Below are 23,010 nucleotides of genomic sequence, written 5' to 3' on the forward strand. Positions count from 1 at the left end.
GGCCCCCCATCGCCGGGTTTGTTTTTTTTACATTTTTTGAAAACACTTTTACGCACTCACGACAAGCCGCGGCAGACCACCGCAGCTCCGCGCCCAGTGCCGCACCGAGCCGGCTCATCGTCTCGCGGATGACCTCCTCCCCGATGTACTCGGGAAGCCACGCGCACGCGATCGAGGCAGAGACGACGTCGGCGGTCGCACACACCGCGGTCAGGCATTCCTCGATCCGCGCGAGGGACGGCCCGGAGCCGGTGGGGAAGCGCGCGCCGGGCAGCTCGGCGCCGTCGATGACGTCGATGTCGAGGTGGAGGTGAACGGGGCCGAGCCGTTCGAGTGCGGCGGTGATCGCCTCGGGGTCGGCCCGCACCCTGCGGACGTCGCTGGCAGTGAGGGCGGCGCGCTCGGCGGGGTCGAGGTCGCGGGCGTCGGCGAGCACCACGCTGGTGTCCGGGACGGGCCGCAGGCCGAGCGGGTCGTCGAACAGGCCGGGGGTGCGGCCGGTCAGCATGGCCAGTGCCATGCCGCCGACGTAGCCGCTGGTCGAGATGGCGGGCGTGTTGAAGTCGCCGTGCGCGTCCAGCCACACCACGGCCAGGTCGTCGTGACGGCGCTGCATCGCGGCCACCACGGCACGGGCGGTCGGGCAGTCGCCGGACAGCAGCAGGGGCCGGGCAGCCCGCGTCGCCACGTCGAAGGCGGCGCGGTGCAGCAGGCTCATCCGGGCGGGGACCGGGCCGTCCGGCAGGGCCGGGCGGGCGACCGGCGTTGCCGTGGCCGGGACCGGGAAGTCCGGGATGTCCTCGTCGAGGTGCCAGGGCGTGACGATCGGGTCCCACGTGCGGTCAGTCACGGGGTGGCTCTCCTTCGTTCCGTCGCGCGAGCAGGTCGAGCAGCCGGCGCAGCTCGGCGGCGCCGTCCTGCAGGTGCGCGGTGAGTTCGGCCCTGGCCTGGTCCGGGCTGCCGCGCAGCGCGTCCAGCAGCCGGCGGTGGTCGTCGGCCGTGCGGCCGAGTTCGTGGCGGGAGCGCTCGGCCAGCGCCAGTGCCAGCCGCTGTTCCTGCTGGAGCTGCTCGTGGAAACGGCGCAGCCGCGCGCTGCCGGCGGCCGCGACCAGGGTGGCGTGGAAGAGCCGGTCGGCCTCGAGCACCGCGGCGGTGTCGCCGCGGTCGAAGGCGTGCTCGATCCGGTCGACCAGCTCGGCGAGGCGCGCGTACACCGCCGGGTCGCGGTGGCTGGTCAGTGCGTCGGCGGCAGCCAGCTCCACCGCGGTCCGGGCAGCGTAGATGTCGGCGACGTCCGCCGCGGTGACGTCCGCGACGACGATGCCGCGGTTCATCCGGTACCGGACCAGTCCTTCGCTTTCGAGGGTCCGCGCGGCTTCGCGAACGGTGCTGCGGGAGACGCCGAGTTCGGCGGCGACCGCCGTTTCGCGCAGCGGCGTGCCGGGTGGCAGCCGGCCGGACAGGACGGCCTGCCGGATCGCCTCGGCGGCCTGCTCGGTGGTGCTCAGCCGCTGGATGCCGAAGCTCCCGTCATCGCCGTCCAGGATCCGGGACACCGCCTCGCCTCCTCCGTTCGACCGGCCGCGGCACCCACATTGCCAGATTGTCCGACAATCTGGCAACTCAGGGTTCGGTGCCCCAGGCGAGGGTGCCGGACTGGTAGGCGGTGACCGTGGCGAGGTCGGCGAACGACGCGGCCGTGCGGTAGCTGTAGTCGTCGGTCTGGGTGAACGCGGACCAGTCGGCCTTCGCCACCCGCACCTGGACCTCGCCGGTGCTCGCGCCCGCGGCCAGGCTGCCGCCGGTGAATCCGACCTCGACGTAGGCGTCGGCTCCCGGGCGCGGCGTGCTCAGCTTCACCACGCGCAGGGTGACGTTGGCGCAGCCGGCGACCGCGTAGTCGCACCAGACCTGGTAGCTCGGGCTGGTGGCGTCGCCGGTGAACCAGTAGCGCGCGGTGACGCCGGTCAGCGCGACGGACGTGCTGCCCCGGTTGACGATCTGCAGGCCGGTGCGGATCTGGTTGTCGGTCGCGCCGCTGCCGCCGCGCTGCTGGACGGCGAGTGAGCCGGTGCCGGTGCTGCCGCCCGTGGTGGTGGTGACCGCCACCGGGCTGCTGGCCGCGGACTGGTTCCCGGCGGCGTCCCTGGCTCGCACCGAGAAGGTGTACGCGGTGCTGGGGGTGAGGCCGGTGACCTGGTAGCTGGTGGCGGTGGTGCTGCCGACCACCTTCCCGGCGGAGTCCAGCACGTCGTACCCGGCGACGCCGACGTCGTCGGTGGCGGCGGTCCAGCTCAGGGTCACACTGGTGCTCGCGGGAGTGGCGCTGACTGCCGTGGGTGCACTCGGCGGCGTTGTGTCCGCTGTGGACGGTCCAGGTGTAGTGCCCCACAGCACAGTGGAACCCTGGGCGAGCACCAGCCGTGGACTGTCCACAGGGGAGCTTCCGGCGGCGGCGAGACCGGTGTGCGACCAGTCGTTGCCGGCGTCCCAGGTGCCGGTGCTGGAGATCCGGAACTGCACTTCCTTGCGGTAACGCGACTGCCCGCCGGGCGCGACGCCGCCGGAGCACGGCACCTCGACGTAGTACACCGCGCCGGAGTACTGGTGCACGGTGGGCGCGTCGCACTGGTTGTAGGCGGAGGTGACCGAAATCTGGCCCGGCGTGGTGCTTCCGTCGAGCGTGAAGTAGTACCGCAGCGAGCCGGTGAACGTACGGGCCGGCCACGCCGACTTGTTCAGCACGTACGCCTTGACTTCGGTGAACGTGCCGCCGTCGGGCTGGTTGAGCGCGCCCTGCGCCAGGATTTCCGGGCCGTCCGGGGTTTCCTTCGGCGGGAAGTTCGCCAGGGGCGTGCCGCCGTACTCGCCGTAGAGGCGCGCAAGCGCGCCGGTGAAGCCGGCGTTGTAGTCGAGCGCCACCTCGTTCATCGTGTAGTTGGTGCGGTCGTCGGTGTAGGCGTCGTTGGGGGAGGAAGGGCCGCCGACGAGCGCGCCGTACAGCGTGTGCCGGCTCAGTGCCGGTTCGTTGATGTTGTCGGCCCAGGAGCCGTGTGCGGTGCGGTGGTGCGGGTTGCGCGGCGGGTTGACGCCGAACCCGACTTCGAAGCTCGCGCCGCGCGGGTTGTCGCCCAGCGCGTAGTTGATCTGCCGGACGGCGAAGTCGTGGTAGGTGGTGGCGCGGGCGGGGTCGGTGGCGCGCAGCCAGTCCGAGTAGGTGAGCGCCACGAACGCCGTGTTCGCCGCGTACCGCAGCGAGCCCCACTGGTCGAGCACGGCCTGGCCGCCGGGGGAGTAGGGCACGTGCTGGCCGTTGACGCCGGTGGTCCACCAGTCCAGCCAGCGGTTGGCGTCGGCGACGTACTCGGGGTCGTGGGTGAGCTGGGCGAGCAGGACGTAGGCGCCGTAGGACTTGTCGTCCCAGGCCAGCGTCCAGCGGTAGGAGCGGGTGGTGGTCTGCGGTTCGGTGGACAGCTTCTCGTACTCGGTCCGTGCCTTGGTCAGGTAGCCGGCGTCGCCGGTGGCCTTGTAGAGCCAGATCGCGCCCCACACCAGCTCGTCCTGGTAGCCGCTCCAGGACTTGTAGAAGCTCTGGGCGTCGGTGATGCAGTTGGAGTAGACGCCGCGGTGGTTGTCGGCGAAGGAGTACAGCTGCTTCGCGTGGGTGAGCAGGGTGGCCGCATAGGCCGGATCGTCGGACTGGAACACCATCGAGCCGGCGGCCAGCTGCGCGGCGGCCTCGCCGGCGAGGTCCGAGCCGGGGCAGGAGTCGTCGATGCGGTAGGCGGGCCGCGCCATGGTCATCGTCTCGGCGGGACCCCACCACTTGTGGTCGTCGTCGCCCTTGCCGACCTGGCCGTAGAGCACGTCGGGCTGGGGGTGCGCCTTGAGCAGCCAGTCGTCGCCCCAGCGCAGGTTGTCCAGCAGGTACTGCCACTGCCCGGAATTCCGGTAGGCGGCGCGGTTCTCCAGCGCACCCCAGCTGAGCATGGTCATGCTGAACTCGAACGGCAGCCCGAACTTCACGTGGTCACCGGCGTCGTAGAAGCCACCGGTGAGATCCAGCCCGGCATCCTTGCCGTCGCCGAGGGCGGACGGCCCGCGCCAGGAGACCCGGTTGCCGGCGGGGAGGGCACCGGAGCGCTGGGCATCGTAGAACCAGACGGCCTTCTGCAGCGCCTCGCCGTAGTTGAACTTCCCGCCGGCGGCTCCGGCGGACGACCACGGGACCGCGAGCGTCAGCCCGGCGACCAGCAGTGCCACGACGGCCCAGGACATCGACTTCGTCGTCGAAGTGCGCACTCCGCCTCCTCGGTTCTGGGAGCGCTTCCAGAAAGCAGGGTAAGGAGCCGGGTCGGCCGTGTAAAGCATCCATTTCTGCTACAGGTAAATCCGTAGGTGTGCCCGTCCCGGATCCTGGGAGCGCTCTCAAGCGTCGCCGGGAGCCTCGGCGAGCGACAGGCTGTTCCCGTCGGGGTCGAGCACCACGACGTGACGCACCCCGTTGCGGTAGGTCTCCACCGGTTCGTGCCCGATGCCGTGCGCGGCAAGGCGGGCGAGGATGTCGTCGAGCCCGGTCACCCCGAGCGTGACCATCGCCCCGCCGACCCGTGCCGCCCGCACGTCCCGCGCGTCGACGACGACCCAGGCGTTCTCACCGACCTGCCAGAGGTGCTCCTCCCCGATGACCTCGTCCGCCGCCCGCCCGAAGAACGCGCTGTACCACTGAAGTGCCCCGGCCAGGTCGCTGACGCACATGACGCTGTACAAGTCCACCCTGATCACTCCGCCCGGCAACCCTGAAGAGGGCCGCGGTGTCTGCCGCGGCCCTCTTCAGTGTCGCTCAGTTGTGGACCGTGTTGCAGGCACCTTCGTGGCCACTGCCGGCATAAGTGGTGGCGCAGTAGTATCCGCCGGCGACGTAGCCCCGGGGCAGACCCGCGGGTCGGAACCAGCGCAGCCGGTGGACGAATGCGGCGTCACGCCCTGCGGTGCGGCCCCATCGAAGATCTCGAGCGTCCCACTGGCCGTGTCGACGCGCTTGACGAGCCCCGCGGCGCCCGCATCCCCGACCGTGACCCCGGTCAGGACAACGGCAGCGATCCCGAGGGCGGCAGCGACCCGGCGGACGAACCTGGAAGCGTTCTTCATCGATTCCCCAATTCTCGACAGACAACGAATTCACCGAGCGAACCGGGTATTCCCGGCCGACCTCGGTCAGCATGTCGGCGCCCGGTTCCCTGCCGGTACCCAGCCGGTACCCGCGACGCCGGCCGGAAGTTTCGTGGCGGCTTCGACGTCGGCGAGGTTTGTACGCTGGGGTGATGGAGGCGGATCTGGCTCGCGAACTGGAGCGGGTGGCCGCCGCCGTCGGCGTTCGATCGCGCGCAGCCTGCGTGGGCCGGCGGCACGGGCCGCTCATGCGTCTTCCGCGAGCTGTGCCCGCGACGTTCCTCGCCGGCCTGCCCGCACGCCCGCAGTAGCGGGCACTGTGCGATCAGCGGCTACAGCGCGAGCATCGCCGTGGCGACGTCAGCGGCGGCTGCATCGGGGATGGCGGTGGCGGCGTGGTCGAGCACGAGCAACCGCGCACCGGGGATCTCCCGCGCGAGCGCTTCGCCGTTGCCGACGGGGAAGAACCGGTCGTGGCGGCCGTGCACCACGAGCGTCGGCATCGCGAGCTGTGGCAGGCGCTCACGCCAGCGCGGCCGGCAGTCCAGCCGGGAGAACACCATGCCCAGCTGGTTGGCCATCTGGACCGCGGGCTCGGTGCCCGGCGTGCGGTCGAAGACGCGCTCGGCCCGTGCGCGGGCTGCGGCGGGGTCATCGCCGAGGATCACCGCCGCGGCGGCGGCCCGTTCCGCCACGGCGGCGCGGTCGGACCAGTCCGGCGCCGGCAGCGCGAACAGCCGGCCCATCGCTGCCGCGTCGTGGTCGGGCAGGTCGTCGTCGACGGGCCCGGGCGCGACAGGCCGGGTTCCGGCGAGGGTGAGCGCCGAGAAGGCATCCGGGTGGTCCAGCGCGGCGACCTGGGCGACCATCCCGCCGACACCGATGCCCGCCAGGTGCACGGGCCGGTCGTCGAGCCGACGAGCCAGCGCGACGGCGTCCGCGGCGAGGTCGCGCAGCGTGTACGCCGGCGCTTCGGGGTCGACGGTCGTCGACGCACCGGCGTCGCGCAGGTCGTAGCGCACGACGTGACGGCCGCCGCGGGCGAGCGCTTCGCACAGCGCGTCGGGCCACGAGAGCATGGTCGGCCCTCCGGCGAGCAGCACCACCGGCGCCGCCGGGTCGCCGAAGCGTTCCATCCCGAGCGTGACGCCATTCGTCGATCGCATCGTCAACCTCCGAGTTGTCCGGTCACACGACCGACGAACGGGATTGCCGCAGCACGACACTCCCGCGGTGTCTCAAGAGCGGAGGCCGAGCATCGGTCAGCGGTTCGGCCGGGCAGGTCGTCTCTCGACGTCATGAGCGAGAGCTTATGGGCGAACAGTGGGGTGTTGCACAGGGTAGTGTCGGGGAATTCAGTTCGTTGGCCGGCCGTGAGGGGGATCGGGTGACCATTCTTTCGGCTGACGAGTTCGTCAGGCTTCGCTACGCCGAGGATCCGGAGGACTACCGAAGAGCCGCCAGTGAGAGTGCTCCTCTTGCGGTGTGGCTGGAAGTCATCGAGCGGTATCCCGATGCGCGGGTGTGGGTGGTGCGGAACAAGACCGTCCCCATGGAGATCCTCGAAGATCTCGTCGATGATTCCGATGTCAGGGTCCGGTATGCGGTTGCGATGAAACGAAAATTGACGCCGATGCTGCTTGCGCACTTGGCTTTGGATGAGGACGAATCCATCAGGCTGAGGGTGGCCATGCACAGGAATACTTCACGTGAAACCTTGGAGTACCTCCGAAACGATTCCTGGGATCGTGTCAGGGAGACGGTGCGTAAGCGACTCGTCGCTGATCGGCGACAGTGAGGACCGCACGGCCTCTGACCAGCGATGTTCGTCCTCGGGCGACCTAGCCTGAACGCTTTGGGCCCGCGACGGCAAAGACGGGGTGTCAGGGCGAAGCGAACCCGAGGAGCTTCATGTCGTCAGACGCGGAACTGATCGGTAGGTCGCTGCGCGGGGACGCCGATGCCTTCGTGGAAGTGATCAGCCGGCACGAGACCGCGATCGGGAACTATCTGGCGCGCAGAGTGGGGCGGCAGGCAGCCGAGGACGTGCTCGGCGACGTGTGGGTGGCGGCTTACGAGTCCCGCGCGAACTACGACCTTTCGTACCCCGAAGCCAGACCCTGGTTGTACGGCGTCGCGTTGAACAGGCTGCGCCGGCACTGGCGGTCCGCGCCGGCCGAGGAGCCTGCCTCGGATCTGACCGGTGTGGCGAGTGGCTGGGATCCCTGGCCTGCGGTGGACGTCCGCGTCGACACGCAGGCGCTGCTGAGCAGGGCGCTGGCTCGGCTCAAACCGGAAGAGCGGGAAGTGCTGGGCCTGGTCGCCTGGGAGGACCTGACGGTCGCCGAGGCCGCGCGGGTGCTCGACATTCCGGCCGGCACGGCCCGCCGCCTGCTGCACCAGGCGCGCAAGGCGTTGCGTGAAGCTCCCGAAGTGGTGGCGCTGCTGCAAGTCCCGACAACGTGAAAGACAGCCCCATGGACGAAATGGATCTCATGAAGAAGCTGCGTGACGTGCCGTCCCCCGGTCCCGAGGCCTACGACAGTGCCCGCGCGGCACTGCGGACGGCGATGGCGGAGCCTGCGGCCACGGTCGTGCGCCCGAAGCGCTGGTTCTCCTGGCCCAAGGCGAGCGTCGCCGCCGTGGGCGCGGCAGCCGTCGCGGCGGCGGTGGTGATGGTGAGCACCTCCGGCGGCAGCGTCCCGGCCGCCCCGCCCGCCGCCGCCCCGCAGGCGGTCGAGGGACCGCTGGTGAAGCTGGCCTCCGCGGTCCACGCGGCCGGCACGCAGCCAGGAGACGCGTCGCTGATCATCAACACGAAGTTCGGGCTGAACGGCAAACCGGACCTCTACTACACCATCTACGCCGACGACGGCAGGCAGTTCACCGGCGACTCGACGAAGACCCTGGCGGAAGCAGTCGCCAAGGGCGACGCCCAGCCTCCCACGCCGTACGACGGGAAGGTGATGGCGGCGGCCCGCCTCGCCGCGACCGGCGACGTCGACCAGGCCAGGATCGCGATGATCACCGCGGCCAACAACGCTCTGGGCGTCGGCCTGAGTCCCGCCGAGGCCGAAAAGGCCTGGGCGGACGCCCAGGCGGAGACCGCGGAGATGTTCCGCAAGTACGGCAAGCCGGTTCCCGCCCCCAAGCCGCGTCCGACGGGCAAGGAGCTGGAGAACCTGATCAACAACCACCTGTGGAGCAACACCCAGCACGCGCTGTTCGCCAACGCCGCCGACGCGGAGGTCCGCGCGGGCGTGCTGAAGCTGTACGCGACCATCCCGGACATGACCGTCGGCAAGACCACTGTCGACGGCCAGGCCGCACTGACGATCACGGTACCCCCCGCCGTCCTGGGCGGCGGCGCGGATGTCCTCACCATCAACGCCGGCAACGGCCTGCCGATCCGTGAGGAGATCACCTCGGCGGACTCCGGCAAGCGCTATGTGGTGAACTACAAGGCCTCCCGCGTGACGCTCGCCGACGTGGCCGCGGGCAAGATCTGATCCTCCGCCCCGAACCGTCCTGGGAGGGCTTCTCGGCCTTCCCAGGACGGTTCTTTCTGTGCGTCCCCTTTGATGAGACTTGGTCCCGTCACCGGTGCTAGAGTGATGGGACCAAGTCTCATCAAAGGAGGTCGATCATGAAGCGCATCCAGTACCACGAGTACGGCGGGCCAGAGGTCATGCGGCTGGAGGAGTTCGAGCCCGCACCGCTTGGGGCGAACCAGGTCCTGGTCCGGATGCGGGCTGCCTCGGCCAACCCGATGGACTGGGGCATCCGCGCCGGCCGTCTGAAACTCGTGACCGGCCGCAAGTTCCCGCGGGGGCTCGGCTACGACTTCGCCGGCGTCGTCGAGGCGGTCGGTGAGCGGGTGACCCGGGTGCGCGTCGGGGACCCGGTCGTCGGCGGTACCCGGATCAAGGCGTCGGGCGCGTTCGCCGACGTCATCGTCGCGCACGAGGACGACGTCGTGCGCAAACCGGAAGACCTGTCCTTCGAACAGGGCGCCACGCTTCCGATCGTGGGCGTCACGGCCCTGCAGGCCTTGGTCACGAGGGGGAAGCTGCAGCGGGGACAGGCCGTGTTCATCCACGGCTGCCTGGGCGCGGTGGGCCGCTGCGCCGCGCAGATCGCCCTGGCGCGCGGAGCAAGAGTCGGCGGCAGCTGCCGCGACACCGCGGCGACCGAGGCACAGGAACTCGGTGTCGACCCGGTCGTCGCTTTCGGCTTCGCCCCCAAGGCACTGACCGGCCGATTCGACCTCGTCCTCGATGCCGCGGGCGTCCCTGGCACGCTCCCGCCCGGCGAGGCGCGGAAAATGCTCCGGCCCGGCGGCCGGATCGTCGGCGTCCACCCTTCACCCGGCAACTACCTGCGTAGCGCGTTGCCCGGTCCCTTCCACGTCTTCGCCACCCAGCCGAACGTGGCCGACCTCGAAACCGTCGTGGAGACCGCCGCCGCGGGAACGTTGCGGCTGCCGATCGCCCGCACGGTCCCGCTCTCCGAGGCCATACCGGCCCTCACCGAACTCGAACAGAACCGCCTCGGCAAGCGCGGCAAGCTGATCATCACGGCCGGCTGACGCCGCCACAACGAGGCGCAGAAGGAGAACCATGGCCGTCACGATCGTCGCCGCCGATGACGGCTTCGAACTCTCCGGCATCCTGGCACTTCCGATGGGCGTGGCCACGATGCCAGGGTGATCAGTGCGTTCTGGGTGGCCTCGCTGATCGAGGACTCCTCCGGACGCCAGGACGAGAGCGTTTTTCCGTTGGGCAGCTGGGCTTTCTTGCGGCACATGCGCCGGGTCGCGCCGGTTCCGCGCGCCGCGGGGAGGAGGACTGGCAGCACGCACCTCCACTGCTGAAGTCCAATGGACAGAATGCTCGGGGTGTCACTGTTCCAGGAATAGGTGATGCAGATGGCCGTCGACTCCGCCTCCTTCGCCGCGGCCGAAGCCGACCAGCTGCGCCGGGCCGGCCATGGGCGCCAAACGCTCCTCGGCGAAAGAAAAGCCATCATGGCCCGCTTCTTCGACAGCTGCGCCACCAACGGCCTCGATCGGGAACTGAGCATGCGGATCTTCGAGTAAATCCACGCGTTCTCCGGGTACAGCTTCCCCGAGGCGCACTCGATGTCTTTTGCGCCGTCCGGAACGACCCATTCCTCACGCGCCTCCAGGCAAGCGATGGCGGCGCGGGCGAAGAACTCGCGCGGGTCGCGGCCCTGATCGGGTCACCGGTTCCTCATGGCTGATCGTGTCGATGCACACCGTACGGGCAGCACCGGGACCTCCTCCGATGTCGCGGGCAGGTACACATCACCCTGGCAACGAGCCCGCACCGGATTGCAGGACGTTCACGGCACCCGCGGTTGCAGACGATTGTTTCCGCGACGTGACAATCGAATCAATCGAAGCCGCGGTGACCGTTGACACGTGCCTGCCTTCGGTGGGTAACATCCCCGAGGGTCGTGGCCGCCACATATATCACATATGTGAATACCTCGGCGTGGCATATGTGAATAGATTGGCGAATCGGTGAATCTCGGGCGCTGCTACCGGCCCCCGGGTCTTCCTGTGTCGAAGGAGAGACTGTGGGCAGGTCGAGTGCGAGAGTGTGCCGCTGGCGCTTCCTCAGCGCCGTGTTCGGTGTGGTCGCAGCGGTCCCCGTGGCGGTCGCCGCGCTGCCGGCCGACGCCGCCACGGCCGGGACGGTCGTGGTGAACGCGGACGGCAGCTACAGCGTCGAGGTGGCCGCACCGGCCTATCACTTTGCCGGTTCGGTGGGCGTCCCCGTCAGGAAAGTGACGACGTTGGCCGGGAACGACGCGGTCGGCGCCTATCATGAGACCGACTTCGACTACACCGTCGGTGGGGTGGATCGCAGTAGCAGCATTCGCGCCTACGACAGCACCCAGGTCATTCTCTTCGGCACCACGTACGTGCAGGCATCGGCGAATGCCAACCCGTTCCCCGTGCTGGCGCAGCGGCCCGCCTTGCCCAGCCGGGAGCACTTCAGCAGTTGCTGGGCCAACCCCAAGATCAACCTGGCCGGTGACGCGGGGATGAGCCCGTACCTGGCTTTCGACGCCTCGGGCAGCGGCTACCTGGTGTCGGCGGCCAACAATCTCACCACCGGCACGGTGCGATTCGACAACGGCGCCCTGGTCAGCGGGGTCACCCCCCGCATCGACTCGCTGCCGGCCGGCTTCACATACAAGACAGTGCTCGCCTACGGCACGAGCATCAACAAGGTGTACGACACGTGGGGCCACGCGTTGACCAGCTGGTCCGGCAAGCACCGTCCCGCGCAGAATGCCTCGCCCACGCTGGCCAAGCTGGGTTACTGGACCGACAACGGCGCGGCCTACTACTACAAGTTCGACAACGCGCTCGGCTACCAGGGCACGCTGCAGGCGGTGCAGCAGGACTGGCGCCGCAAGGGCCTGCCGATGGGCAACTTGCAAATCGACAGCTGGTGGTACCCGAAGGGGCCCAACAAATCCTGGCAGGACAAGCAGGACGGGCAGTATCAGCTCACCGCCGATCCGACGCTGTTCCCCCAGGGTCTGGCGGCGTTCCAGAAGAGTGTCGGGATTCCGTTGATCACGCACACGCGCTGGATCGACCCGGCCAGCCCGTACGTTCAGCAGTACCAGATGTCGAACACGGTGAGCATCGACCCGGCGTACTGGAACGATCGCATGGCGTACCTCAAGTCGTCAGGAGTCCGGACGTACGAGCAGGACTGGCTGTGCCTGAAGGCCCAGCCGAACTTGAACCTCACCGACCGCGAGGCGTTCCTGGGCAACATGGCCGCCGCCGCGAAGGCCAACAGCATGGACGTGCAGTACTGCATGGCGCTTCCGCAGGACTTCCTGGAGAGCACGAAGTACGACGCCGTGACCAACATCCGCACGTCCTTCGACCGGTTCGGGCGGCCGCGCTGGGACGAGTTTCTCTACAGCTCGCGGCTGGCCAGCGCGGTCGGTTTGTGGCCGTTCGCCGATGTGATGATGAGCACGGAGACCCGCAATCTCCTGATGTCGAACCTGTCCGCCGGCCCGGTCGGGGTCGGTGACCCCATCGGCGCGGAGAGCGTCGCCAACCTCACCAAGGTCGCCGAGGCGGACGGGACGATCGTCAAGCCGGACACTCCGATTGTTCCCAACGACGCCACCTACGTACGCGATGCCTCCGGAACCTCCGGTGCGATGGTCGCCACGACGAGCAGCCGGCATGGCGCGATGAACGCCGGCTATGTCTACGCCTATGCGCGGCCGGTGACGCCGGACACCGTCCTCGAAGCCGAGACGGCCACCGTGTCCGGTGCCGCTGTGGCGCACACCGGCTCGGGCTTCACGGGCACCGGCTACGTCGACTACCAGCACAACACCGGCGACTACATCCAGTGGAACGTCAACGCGCCGACCTCGGGCAAGTACACCCTGTTCTTCAGGTACGCCAACGGCGACACCGTCGATCGGCCGCTTGCCGTCACCGTCGACGGCGGCGCACCCACCACCGAGCCGTTCTCCACGACGATCGGGTGGAACACGTGGCAGGCGAAGTCGATGATGGTTCAGCTCTCCGCCGGCGCGCACACCGTACGGCTCAGCGCCACCGGCGTGCCCGGTCCCAACATCGACAACCTCGGGGTCAGCGCGGGCGACGCCCGGCAGAACGCCCCGTTCACGGCGGCGGACTTCGGTATCAGCGGCACCGCGTACGTGTACGACTACTTCGCGGACGCCGGCTCGGTCGTCAACGCCACCACGACGTACACCGGGCACGTGACCAGCGATGGTACGTACTACCAGGTGGTGCCAATCGGTGCCTCCGGCATCGGCTTCCTCGGTGATGCGGGCAAGTTCGTTTCCCTGGGGCAGCAGCGGATCCGGTCGCTGTCCGACGACGGCGCGGTCCATGCCACGGTCGCGTTCGCGGCCGGGGACGGGCCGGTCACCGTCCACGGTTACTCGCCGACGGCGGTGACCGCGGTCGCCGCGGGTGCGACGGTCGACCAGGTCGTCTACCACGCCACGACGCACCTGTTCTCCGCCCGGCTCACCCCGGCGGCCGGCGTGTCCACGGCTACCTTGACCATCACCCGTTAGCCCGCTACCAGAGCGTGACCGGCGGCAGGGACCCCTCACCGCATTGATCAACAGGGCGTGTCGCGCCCTCACACCAAGTCCGTCAACCCGGAGTTTTCATGTCCGCCCACCCGGATCATCACGCGTCCGCCGACAACGGGCACCGCACGCGAAGTACACCGTTACCTTCGGTAACGCGGTAGTCGGCTACCGCAAGTCGGTGAAGACCTCGGCCATCGACGACACCACGGTCGGCCAGCTGATGCACGGCATCCTGGCCACGTTCAACGAGTACCAATCCCGCCAGTCCGGTGCCGACATCGCCTACAAGATGGGCCAGAAGGCCCGCAACGGCGGCACACTCGGCCGCGCGAAGATCGGCTACACCTCTTCGACACCGTCCAGGAGATCCTCGAATCTCGCATGACGGCACAAGAACGCCGTCGCGTCCACCACCACTACAAGGGGCTGTGCCAATCACCCCACGTCAACGTCACGCTCGTTGCGGATGCGGTTGAGCGCCACTACTCCGCGATTTGCTTCAGCCAGCCGTTCATCGCTGACTCCGCACGCCTGCCGCGCAAGCAGATCACCGCACAGCTCAAGGAACTCGACACGAAGGAGGAGAACTTGATCGACCCTGCTGCCGACAGCACACTGCCTCGGACCCAGGTCAAGGAGAAGCTACGCGACATCGCCCGCGAACGCCGCCGGCTGGAGGAACGCCTCGACACAGCCAACGCCGACCTCACCGACAGCGCTCAACTCGTCAACGCCGGCCTTGCCCTCCTCGAACAGCCCGACCAGCTGTACCGACGCTGCAACGACCAACAGCGGCGCCTCCCCAACCAGGCGATCTTCCACACCCGCTACATCGAGGACGACAAGATCACAGACGGTGAGCTCCACGCCATCCAAGATCAGCGGGCCGCAGCAACCACATGGAGGGCGCAAGCAAAAGGACCACCCGCGATGCGGATGGTCCTTGCACGCCTTCTGGCGTCGGGGTCCTACTTCGTGGCCTTCATTCAGGCACTTGTTCTAGTAAGACCACTAAGGTGGAGCTAAGGGGACTCGAACCCCTGACCCCCTCACTGCCAGTGAGGTGCGCTACCAGCTGCGCCATAGCCCCGGAGCGGAGTTGAACTCCGCATCTCGTATGCCCATACAGTACACCCCGCCCCGGGCGCCTTCGCACGGGGGTCCCTTCATCAACTTCCCGCCTCGCAAAAGCCTCTGACCAGCAATTTTACGCTTGTGGATACCCCCGAACGGGGTGTTCGGGAGGCCGACGCCGGGTAGTCGCCGGGATACTGAGGTCCCCAACGATCCGGGAGCGGCAGATGACCTCCTCCTTCGCAGCGTTCACCGTCGTCGAACCGCGCCGGGCGTGGCCGATCGCCGCCGTGCGGGGGGCGTTCGCCGTGCTGTTCGGCCTCTTCGCGCTGATCTGGCCCGGTGCCACCGTGCTCGTGCTGGCCATTCTCTACGGCGTGTACGCGATCGTCGACGGCATCGGCGGCCTGATGCAGGCCTTCCGCCCGGGCGACACCGCCCATCGCGTCGCCTACGGCATTCTCGGCGCGCTCGGCATCGTCGCCGGCATCCTCGTCCTGGTCTGGCCGGGCATCACCGTGCTGCTGCTGGCCCTGCTGGTCGGCTTCTGGGCGATCGTCACCGGGATCGCCGAGATCGCCGCGGCGGTCCGGCTGCGCAAGCAGATCCAGGGCGAGGCGTTCCTCATCGCGGCCGGCGCGATCTCCGTCCTCGCCGGCGTCCTGATCGTGATCAACCCGATCGCCGGCGCGTACGGCATCGCCCTGCTCGTCGGGATCTACGCGCTGCTCTACGGGATCATGCTGCTCGTGCTGGCATTCCGGCTACGCAAACTGCGGGACTGAGTACCGTGCGGGTGTGTCGACCCGCGAACTGGTGGTGCTGGGCACCGCGAGCCAGGTGCCCACGCGCCACCGCAACCAGAACGGCTACCTCCTCCGCTGGGACGGCGAGGGGATCCTCTTCGACCCCGGCGAAGGCACCCAGCGCCAGATGCTGCGCGCGGGCGTGGCGGCCACGGACATCACGCGCATCTGCATCACCCACTTCCACGGCGACCACAGCCTCGGGCTCCCCGGCGTCATCCAGCGGCTGTCCCTGGACAAGGTCCAGCACCCGGTGCACGCCCACTTCCCGGCGTCCGGCGCGCACTACTTCGACCGGATGCGGCACGCGACGGCCTTCTTCGAGCAGGCCGACCTGCGGGAACACCCGATCGCCGAAGACGGGCCGATCGCGGCCGGCAAGCTCACCCTCGAAGCCCGGCGGCTCAGCCATCCGGTCGAGGCCTTCGGCTACCGGCTGACCGAGCCCGACGGCCGCACCATGCTCCCCGACCGGCTGCGCGAACGTGGCATCAGCGGACCCGACGTCGGCAGGCTGCAGCGGGAAGGGCGGCTCGGCGACGTCCGCATCGAGGACGTCAGCGAGCCGCGTCGCGGGCAGCGGTTCGCGTTCGTGATGGACACCCGGCTCTGCGACGCCGTGTACGCGCTCGCCGAGGACGCCGACATGCTCGTCATCGAGGCGACGTTCCTCGCCGAGGACACCAAGCTCGCCCGCGACTTCGGGCATCTGACGGCTCAGCAGGCCGCCCGCGTCGCCGCCGAAAGCGGGGTCCGGCAGCTCGTGCTGACCCACTTCTCGCAGCGCTACCCCGATCCGGCGCGCTTCCTGGACGAGGCGAAGGCCGAGTTCGACGGCGAGATCGTCGTCGCCGAGGACCTGGAGCGGGTCCCGGTGCCGAAACGGCGGTCCTCCCCGGCCGGGCACCGCGAGCCGTAGGCTGCATCCGTGAGCCAGCCGATCCTGATGACCGTCGACGACGATCCCGCCGTGTCCCGCTCGGTCGCCCGTGACCTGCGCCGGCGCTACGGGAAGGACTACCGCGTCATCCGCGCCGACTCCGGCCCGGACGCCCTCGACGCGCTGCGCGAGATCAAGCTGCGCGGCGACGCCGTCGCGGCGATCCTCGCCGACTACCGGATGCCGCAGATGGACGGGATCGCCTTCCTCGAGAAGGCGATGGACCTGTTCCCGCACGCCCGCCGTGCCCTGCTGACCGCCTACGCCGACACCGACGCCGCCATCCAGGCGATCAACGTCGTCGACGTCGACCACTACCTGCTCAAGCCGTGGGACCCGCCGGAGGAGAAGCTCTACCCGGTGATCGACGCACTGGTCGAGACCTGGAAGGCGGTCGGGGACCGGCCGGTCGAGGAGGTCAAGCTTCTCGGCCACAAGTACTCGTCGCCGTCGTTCCACATGCGCGACTTCCTCGCGCGCAACGCCGTGCCGTATCGCTGGTACTCCGTCGACGAGGACGAGGGCAGGCGCCTGCTCCAGGCCGCCGAGGCCACCGAGACCGACATCCCGGTGGTCGTCACGCCGGACGGCACCGTCCTCAAGCAGCCGACCGGCAGCGAGATCGCCGACGCGGTCGGCCTGTCGACCCGCCCGGCGCAGGAGTTCTACGACCTGGTCGTGATCGGCGGCGGCCCGGCCGGGCTCGGCGCCGCGGTGTACGGCGCGTCCGAGGGCCTGCGCACGGTCCTGGTCGAGAAGAAGGCCACCGGCGGCCAGGCCGGGACCAGCTCACGCATCGAGAACTACCTCGGCTTCCCCGACGGCGTCTCCGGCGCGCAGCTGACCGACCGGGCGCGGCGCCAGGCCCAGAAGTTCGGCGCCGAGGTGCTGACCGCCCGTGACGTCGTGGGCCTGGAGGCCCGCGGCTCGTCCCGGGTGATCACCTTCGGCGACGGCACCGAGATCGCCGCGCACGCGGTGATCCTGGCCAGCGGCGTCACCTACCGCGCGCTGGAGGCCGACGGCGTCGCCGAGCTGACCGGCCGCGGCGTCTACTACGGCTCGGCCGCGACCGAGGCGCCCGAGTGCAAGGGCGAGCACGTCTACATCGTCGGCGGCGCGAACTCCGCCGGGCAGGCCGCGGTGTTCTTCGCCAAGCACGCCAGCGACGTCACGATCCTGGTGCGCGGCGCGTCGCTGGAGGCGTCGATGTCGCACTACCTGATCGAGCAGATCGCCGGCATCGGGAACATCCACGTCCGCACGCACACCACGGTCAAGGCGGCACACGGCGACGACCACCTCGAGCGCATCACGCTCTGCGAGAACGGCGTCACCGAGACGGTCGAGACCGGCCACCTGTTCATCTTCATCGGCGCCGCGCCGCGCACCGACTGGCTCGGCGAGGCGATCCTGCGCGACGACCACGGCTTCGTCCGCACCGGCCCTGACCTGCTGACCGCGGGGCAGCGGCCGCCGGGCTGGCCGCTCGACCGTGATCCGCACTACCTGGAGTCGTCGATCCCCGGCGTGTTCGTGGCAGGCGACGTGCGGTCCCAGTCGGTCAAGCGGGTGGCCTCCGCGGTCGGCGAGGGCGCGATGGCCGTCACCCTGGTACACCGGTACCTGGAGGAACAATGAGCGCACTGCCGCGGGAAGAGCTTCGCGGCCTCTTCCTGTTCGAACACCTTTCCGAGGAGCAGCTCGACTGGGTCGCCGCCAACGCCGTGCTCGAGGAGTACGCGGGCGACACCACGGTCATCCGCGAGGGCGACGAGGCGACCTGCTTCTACGTGATCCTCAACGGCGCCGTCCGGATGACCCGGCTGGTCAGCGGCACCGAGATCGAAACCAACCGCTCCGACCAGCGCGGCGCCTACTTCGGCGCGACGCAGTTCTTCGTCCACCAGGAAGCCGAGCACCGCTACGGCGCGTCGGTGCAGGCGCTGAGCGACCTGACGTTGCTCGCGCTGCCCGCCGCGGAGTTCTCCGTCGAGTTCCGTAAGTGGTTCCCGATGGCCACGCACCTGCTGGAGGGCATGTACCTCGGCTGGCGCAACAGCGACACCGTGATCGGCTCCCGCCGTCGCCTGCTCGCCCTCGGCGAACTCTCGGCGGGCCTGACGCACGAGCTGAACAACCCGGCGGCCGCGGCCGTGCGGGCCACGGCGTCGCTGCGCGAGCGGGTCGCCGGGATGCGGCACAAGCTGGCCTTCCTGGCGAAGAAGGACATCGAGCCGGAGCTGCTCCACCAGCTCATCGACGTCCAGGAACGCCTCGTCAAGCAGGTCGCGCAGGCGGAGAAGCTGACCGCCATGCAGCAGGCCGACCGCGAGGACGAGATCGGCGACTGGTTCGACGACCACGGCATCGACGGCGGCTGGGACCTCGCCGACATCTACGTCCGCGCCGGGCTGACCACGTCCGACCTGGACAACGTGCTGGAGCAGGTCGGCGACACCTTCATGGACGGCGCCGTCCGCTGGCTCGCCTACGCGCTCGAGACCGAGATGCTGATGGGCGAGATCGAGGACTCCACGACCCGCATTTCGGCGCTGGTCGGCAAGGCCAAGCAGTACTCCCAGATGGACCGCGCGCCGCACCAGTGGATCGACGTCCACGACGGGCTCGACTCCACGCTGGTGATGCTCTCGGGCAAGATCGGCGACGGCATCCGCGTCGTCAAGGAGTACGACCGCGACCTGCCGAAGATCCCGGCGTACCCGGCCGAGCTGAACCAGGTCTGGACGAACATCATCGACAACGCGCTCGGCGCGATGCACGGCGAGGGCACGCTGACGCTGCGCACATGGCGCGTCAATGATCAGGTCCGCGTCGAAATCGGCGACACCGGTCCCGGCATCCCCGCCGACATCAAGCCGCGGATCTTCGAGCCGTTCTTCACGACCAAGCCGGTCGGCGAAGGCACCGGCCTCGGCCTGGACATCTCGTGGAAGATCGTCGTCGAACGCCACCAGGGTGACCTGCGCGTCGAATCGGAGCCGGGGAACACCCGGTTCGAGGTCTGCCTGCCGACGGCCGAGCAGGCCTCGCTCTGATGGCGTCCGTCCCGGCGGTCACGACCGAGCTCGGGACGCTGGTGGGGCTGGCGGGCGACGGCGTCCGCGTCTGGCGCGGCATCCCGTACGCCCGCCCGCCGGTCGGCGAGCTGCGGTGGCGGGCGCCGCAGCCGCCGTCGCTGTCCGGGGGCGTGCACGTCGTGACGGAGTACGGCCCGCACGCGATGCAGCCGCCGGATCCGATGAACCCGTCGGCCGCGTGCGACGAGGACTGCCTGTACCTCAACGTCTGCACGCCGGAAGGGCCCGCGCCCGAGCGCGGGTGGCCGGTGCTGTTCTGGCTGCACGGCGGCGGTTACCGCGTCGGGCACGGCGAGCAGCTCGGCGACGGCGAGGAGTTCACGCGCGCCGGGATCGTCGTCGTCACGATCAACTACCGGCTCGGCTCGCTGGGTTTCCTGCACCTGGGTGTGATCTTCGGCGAGTCCGAAACGGACGCCGGCGTGTGCGGCCTGCTGGACCAGATCGAGGCCCTGAAATGGGTGCGCCGCAACATCTCCGCGTTCGGCGGCGATCCGGCGCGGATCACCGTCTACGGCGTGTCCGCGGGCGCGAAGAGCGTCGGGAACCTGATGGGCAGCCCGCTCGGCAGGGGGTTGTTCGCGCAGGCCATCAGCAGTTCCGGCGGTGCCGATCACGTGGCGACGCCGGAAGCCGGGACGGCGCTGGCGCGGCGGTTCCTGGACGAAGTCGGCTGCCACGACATCGCCACGCTGCGATCGATGCCCGCCAAGGAGTTCGTCGAGGCGCAGGAACGGATTCTCACCGGCTTCCAGGCGCTGTGGCTCTGGCGCCCGACACTGCACCCGCGCGTGCTGCCGGAGGTGCCGATCGAGCCGATCCGCCGGGGGAGCGCGGCGGGGATCCCGCTGCTGATCGGCTGCAACAGCAACGAAGGCAGCACGTACGCGATGATGCTCGGCGACGACGTCGCGACGGCTCCGGCGTCCGATGTCCTCGCGGGGATTCTCGGCGACGACGGCGCTTCGCGGCTTCTCGAGACGTACCTTCGCCGCGTTCCCGACCTTAAGGCCGCGAAGATCGCCGCACTGGGGGACGAGCGGTACGGCATTCCGACGCAGCGGCTGGCCGACGCGCAGTCCGCGCACGCGCCCGTGTACCGCTACCGGATCGACATCGCCGCACCCGGCGTGCCCGAACAGCTCGACGGCGGCCACGGCACGGAAACCACGATGGCGTGGAAGGTTCCGCTGCCGCTCGCCGCGCAGGCGACCTCGGTGAACCCGGCCCGGGAACGCGCGGCGCTGCTCATCCACCGGTGCTGGGTGCGGTTCGTCCACGACGGTGCCGCCTCCGCGGACGGTCCGGAATGGCCGGTGTACGGGCCGGAACTGCGGCCGGTCATGGTGTTCCGGGAGGACACGGACCTCGTGCTCGACCCGCGTGCGGACGAGCGGGCGGCCTGGGGTGACGCCGAATGGGCGTCCGGGACCTGGTTTCCCGTTGTGTAGCAAGACTTTCCGAGCTGTACCCGTGTGAGTGATGACTGTCGAACGCGCGTTCGAGTAGCTTCGTGGGTGCGGGCCGACCGCGGCTCGCACTGCACGAAGGGAAGAGCTATGGGCGCGTACCGAGTTTCGGCAGAGTCAGGGTCACGGCTGCCGTGGTCAGCCAGGTCAGCAGATCCGTCAGGGGAATGCGGGAAAGCCGGTCCGGCCATTCCGCCGCCACTGCGTGCAGCACGAGTTCGCCGTGCCGTGGCTCCACTTTGGTCAGAGTTATCCCCGTCGGGAGTTCCGGCAGGGGAAGCACGATGGGATGGAAGGCCCGAGGCGGGCGCAGCTTCCGCTGTCCGATGTGGAGGGTCTGCGGCACGAGCACCACGGCGTCGTCCGCCACCTGCGGCCGCAGGGTCAGGTGGCCCCAGCGCGGGTGCTTGGCCCAGCGGATCTGCAGCAGCCCGGAACCGGCCGGGTCCGCGACGATGCCGGGGCGGGCTTTCGCCACCCGCTCCCGCAGCACATCGGCGGACACCGCGATCTGCAGCTGCACGCGCGCGGGCTTGGCGGCCGGCGTGGGCAGCGAACGGAGGCGGACGTCTTCGGCGAGCACGGTGACGCGGCGCAGCGGAATGCTGCCGCTGTCTTCATCGCTGTCCGGCGCAGGTTCCGGCCAGTCGATGTCCTCGGCGACGATCCGGACGTCGCCGAGGCGGCCGGTGGCCAGCCGGAGGCTGTCGGCCGGGTAGTCGAGTTCGGTGAGGGTGAGGCCGACTTCGCGGTCGCCCACGGTGGCGGTCAGCCTGCGGCCGACGAGCTGCTCGGTGACCGTGCGCGCCAAGGCGGCCGGCGTGACCGGGACGTTGGGCAGCAGGGAACGCCCGGCCGCGGCCAGCCCGGCCAGCTCGGGCCAGGGGGACCAGCCGTCGAACCACCTGCCGTCGCTCATCCGCCCAGTGTCGCCGAAGGACACGGGCGGCGCCGACGGCGGGTGGTCCCGCGGCGGGCCTGCGCAGCGGATCGCAGCCGGGTCACCGGCCCGCGAAGCGGGCGATGATGCCGGTCACGACCAGCCAGAACACCGCGGCCAGGCCGAAGTCGAGAATGACGGCCAGGCTGGGGCTGTCCACCGGGAACAGGCCCGGGAAGAACAACGCGAGAGGAACCGCCAGTGACTTGATGAACTGGAAGAAGGCGTTGCCGGCATTGGCACCGGCGAGCACCATGATCATGTAGAGAACTTCGATCCCCGCGAAGATCGCGCCGATCGCCGTGATGACCCGCACGGCCGTGTTCCGTCTGGTGGTGGTTCGCCAAGGAGACATGCCCCGAAAATTCCCGTATCGGGTGACTGATCAAACGCGCCAGGCAGAAGATTGCGCCGTTCGGCCGCTCCCGTTGCTCTCCGGCCACTCCCAGCCACCCACGGTGGCCGCCCGTCCCCGGCCAGCCGCCGCGAGCCACCCGCCCCTAGCCACCGACCGCGAGCAACCCACCCCGAGCCACCGACCGCGAGCCACCCGCCGCGGCCACCCACCGCGAGCCACCCGTTCCCAGCCACCCACCCCTAGCCACCGACCGCAAGCCACCGACCGCGAGCCACCCACCGTGGCCACCCATCTCGTCCCGATGACGGCAGGTAGGTCCGGCCCGGACGGCACCGCCCGGAAAGCCGGTCCGGCCACTAACCTGGCGGGATGCCGGAGGCCACGCAAGACCCCGTCGAGGAGCAACGGTTCGTCCGCGACGACTGGTACGGAGAGGAGATCACCGGCCGCCACTACGTGCGGTGCGAGTTCCACGAGACCGACTTCTCGGAGGCGGTCACCCGGAACTCCGTGTTCACCGACTGCGTGTTCGGCAACGTGCGCTTCAACGCTTCGCGGCACACGGACTCGGCCTTCACCGGCTGCGCCTTCAAGCGGTGCAACTTCTTCGACGCCGAGTTCACCGGGTGCAAGCTTGTCGGTGCCACCTTCAGCGAGTGCGAGCTGCGGCCGCTGCGGGTCACCGGTGGGGACTGGTCGTTCGCCGGGCTGGCGGGGGCCGACCTGCGTGCGGTCGCCTTCCACGGTGTGCGGATGCGGGAAGCCGACCTCAGCGGGGCGGACTGCGCCGGGGCGGTGTTCGCCGACGTCGACCTGTCGGCGGCGGTGCTGCACGCCGTCAAGCTGGCGCGCGCCGATCTGCGGGGCAGTGACCTCTCGGCGCTCGACCCGCTCGACGCCGAGCTGGCCGGGGCGATCGTGTCACCCGAACAGGCTGCGGTGCTCGTCACGTCGCTGGGGCTGCAGGTCCGCGCGTAGGCTCGGCAGGATCCGGAAGGAGTGCGC

Annotated in this window: 21 protein-coding genes and 1 tRNA gene; 14 read left to right on the forward strand and 8 right to left on the reverse strand. The window is 69.6% G+C overall.

Annotated features, from left to right (window positions below; genetic code table 11):
* The 5 genes from ABJI51_RS25015 to ABJI51_RS25035 all read right to left on the reverse strand — a co-directional run.
* Nucleotides 1-850: arginase family protein (locus ABJI51_RS25015; protein ID WP_348953838.1), on the reverse strand; the 850-nt coding region annotated here is incomplete at its 3' end.
* Nucleotides 843-1,556 (reverse strand): GntR family transcriptional regulator, encoded by a 714-nt coding sequence (locus ABJI51_RS25020; RefSeq protein WP_348953839.1) that lies wholly within the window; start codon nt 1,554-1,556, stop codon nt 843-845. The genes ABJI51_RS25015 and ABJI51_RS25020, both read right to left, overlap by 8 nt.
* A 67-nt stretch (nt 1,557-1,623) precedes the next feature.
* A complete protein-coding gene (locus ABJI51_RS25025; RefSeq protein ID WP_348953840.1) occupies nt 1,624-4,302 on the reverse strand; it encodes a glycoside hydrolase family 9 protein in 2,679 nt (892 codons plus the stop codon).
* 126 nt (nt 4,303-4,428) lie between these two features.
* Nucleotides 4,429-4,776, reverse strand: a complete 348-nt coding sequence (locus ABJI51_RS25030) for a VOC family protein (protein ID WP_348953841.1) — start codon at nt 4,774-4,776, stop codon at nt 4,429-4,431.
* A 728-nt stretch (nt 4,777-5,504) separates the two neighbouring features.
* A complete protein-coding gene (locus tag ABJI51_RS25035; RefSeq protein ID WP_348953842.1) occupies nt 5,505-6,338 on the reverse strand; it encodes an alpha/beta fold hydrolase in 834 nt (277 codons plus the stop codon).
* Between the two features lie 221 nt (nt 6,339-6,559).
* Here ABJI51_RS25035 and ABJI51_RS25040 point away from each other — a divergent pair, with 221 nt between their 5' ends.
* The 8 genes from ABJI51_RS25040 to ABJI51_RS25075 all read left to right on the forward strand — a co-directional run bounded on the left by ABJI51_RS25040 (nt 6,560) and on the right by ABJI51_RS25075 (nt 14,343).
* Nucleotides 6,560-6,970 carry a hypothetical protein gene (locus ABJI51_RS25040; RefSeq protein WP_348953843.1) on the forward strand — a complete coding sequence of 137 codons (411 nt, stop codon included), beginning with the start codon at nt 6,560-6,562 and terminating at the stop codon, nt 6,968-6,970.
* Between the two features lie 113 nt (nt 6,971-7,083).
* The gene (locus ABJI51_RS25045; protein ID WP_348953844.1) at nt 7,084-7,638 is read left to right on the forward strand and encodes an RNA polymerase sigma factor; all 555 of its coding nucleotides are present in this window, start codon (nt 7,084-7,086) and stop codon (nt 7,636-7,638) included.
* Between the two features lie 11 nt (nt 7,639-7,649).
* On the forward strand, nt 7,650-8,681 hold the full coding sequence (locus ABJI51_RS25050; RefSeq protein WP_348953845.1) for a hypothetical protein: 1,032 nt from the start codon (nt 7,650-7,652) through the stop codon (nt 8,679-8,681).
* A gap of 137 nt (nt 8,682-8,818) precedes the next feature.
* Nucleotides 8,819-9,760, forward strand: coding sequence for an NADP-dependent oxidoreductase (locus ABJI51_RS25055; RefSeq protein ID WP_348953846.1), 942 nt, complete (start codon nt 8,819-8,821; stop codon nt 9,758-9,760).
* A 339-nt stretch (nt 9,761-10,099) separates the two neighbouring features.
* Nucleotides 10,100-10,270, forward strand: a complete 171-nt coding sequence (locus ABJI51_RS25060) for a hypothetical protein (protein ID WP_348953847.1) — start codon at nt 10,100-10,102, stop codon at nt 10,268-10,270.
* Between the two features lie 626 nt (nt 10,271-10,896).
* Entirely contained in the window at nt 10,897-13,296 is a 2,400-nt protein-coding gene (locus tag ABJI51_RS25065) for a CBM35 domain-containing protein (RefSeq protein ID WP_348953848.1), read from the forward strand.
* Nucleotides 13,297-13,495: 199 nt separating this feature from the next.
* Nucleotides 13,496-13,702: a hypothetical protein gene (locus tag ABJI51_RS25070; RefSeq protein ID WP_348953849.1), complete on the forward strand. Its 207-nt coding sequence runs from the start codon at nt 13,496-13,498 to the stop codon at nt 13,700-13,702.
* Nucleotides 13,699-14,343, forward strand: a complete 645-nt coding sequence (locus ABJI51_RS25075) for a hypothetical protein (RefSeq protein WP_348953850.1) — start codon at nt 13,699-13,701, stop codon at nt 14,341-14,343. The genes ABJI51_RS25070 and ABJI51_RS25075 overlap by 4 nt, the downstream gene beginning before the upstream one ends.
* Here the strand turns inward: ABJI51_RS25075 and ABJI51_RS25080 are convergent.
* Nucleotides 14,335-14,407: transfer RNA gene (locus ABJI51_RS25080), tRNA-Ala, on the reverse strand. The genes ABJI51_RS25075 and ABJI51_RS25080 overlap by 9 nt on opposite strands.
* A 211-nt stretch (nt 14,408-14,618) precedes the next feature.
* Here ABJI51_RS25080 and ABJI51_RS25085 point away from each other — a divergent pair.
* From ABJI51_RS25085 to ABJI51_RS25105, 5 genes are read left to right on the forward strand one after another with little or no spacing between them, the layout of a single operon-like run.
* Complete coding sequence (locus ABJI51_RS25085) at nt 14,619-15,176, forward strand: HdeD family acid-resistance protein (protein WP_348953851.1); 558 nt, start codon at nt 14,619-14,621, stop codon at nt 15,174-15,176.
* A 13-nt stretch (nt 15,177-15,189) separates the two neighbouring features.
* A complete protein-coding gene (locus tag ABJI51_RS25090) occupies nt 15,190-16,116 on the forward strand; it encodes a ribonuclease Z (protein WP_348953852.1) in 927 nt (308 codons plus the stop codon).
* A 9-nt stretch (nt 16,117-16,125) separates the two neighbouring features.
* The gene (locus ABJI51_RS25095; protein WP_348953853.1) at nt 16,126-17,778 is read left to right on the forward strand and encodes an FAD-dependent oxidoreductase; all 1,653 of its coding nucleotides are present in this window, start codon (nt 16,126-16,128) and stop codon (nt 17,776-17,778) included.
* Complete coding sequence (locus tag ABJI51_RS25100) at nt 17,775-19,196, forward strand: ATP-binding protein (protein WP_348953854.1); 1,422 nt, start codon at nt 17,775-17,777, stop codon at nt 19,194-19,196. The genes ABJI51_RS25095 and ABJI51_RS25100 overlap by 4 nt, the downstream gene beginning before the upstream one ends.
* Nucleotides 19,196-20,689 carry a carboxylesterase/lipase family protein gene (locus ABJI51_RS25105; protein WP_348953855.1) on the forward strand — a complete coding sequence of 498 codons (1,494 nt, stop codon included), beginning with the start codon at nt 19,196-19,198 and terminating at the stop codon, nt 20,687-20,689. The genes ABJI51_RS25100 and ABJI51_RS25105 overlap by 1 nt, the downstream gene beginning before the upstream one ends.
* Before the next feature lie 106 nt (nt 20,690-20,795).
* Here the strand turns inward: ABJI51_RS25105 and ABJI51_RS25110 are convergent, their stop codons facing one another.
* Nucleotides 20,796-21,626: a hypothetical protein gene (locus ABJI51_RS25110; RefSeq protein WP_348953856.1), complete on the reverse strand. Its 831-nt coding sequence runs from the start codon at nt 21,624-21,626 to the stop codon at nt 20,796-20,798.
* 82 nt (nt 21,627-21,708) lie between these two features.
* Nucleotides 21,709-21,963 carry a hypothetical protein gene (locus tag ABJI51_RS25115; RefSeq protein WP_348953857.1) on the reverse strand — a complete coding sequence of 85 codons (255 nt, stop codon included), beginning with the start codon at nt 21,961-21,963 and terminating at the stop codon, nt 21,709-21,711.
* A gap of 411 nt (nt 21,964-22,374) precedes the next feature.
* Here ABJI51_RS25115 and ABJI51_RS25120 point away from each other — a divergent pair, with 411 nt between their 5' ends.
* Nucleotides 22,375-22,983, forward strand: a complete 609-nt coding sequence (locus ABJI51_RS25120; protein ID WP_348953858.1) for a pentapeptide repeat-containing protein — start codon at nt 22,375-22,377, stop codon at nt 22,981-22,983.
* Nucleotides 22,984-23,010 lie beyond the last annotated feature (27 nt).

This window comes from Amycolatopsis melonis, from assembly GCF_040064235.1.
GTDB classification, from domain to species: Bacteria; Actinomycetota; Actinomycetes; order Mycobacteriales; family Pseudonocardiaceae; genus Amycolatopsis; species Amycolatopsis melonis.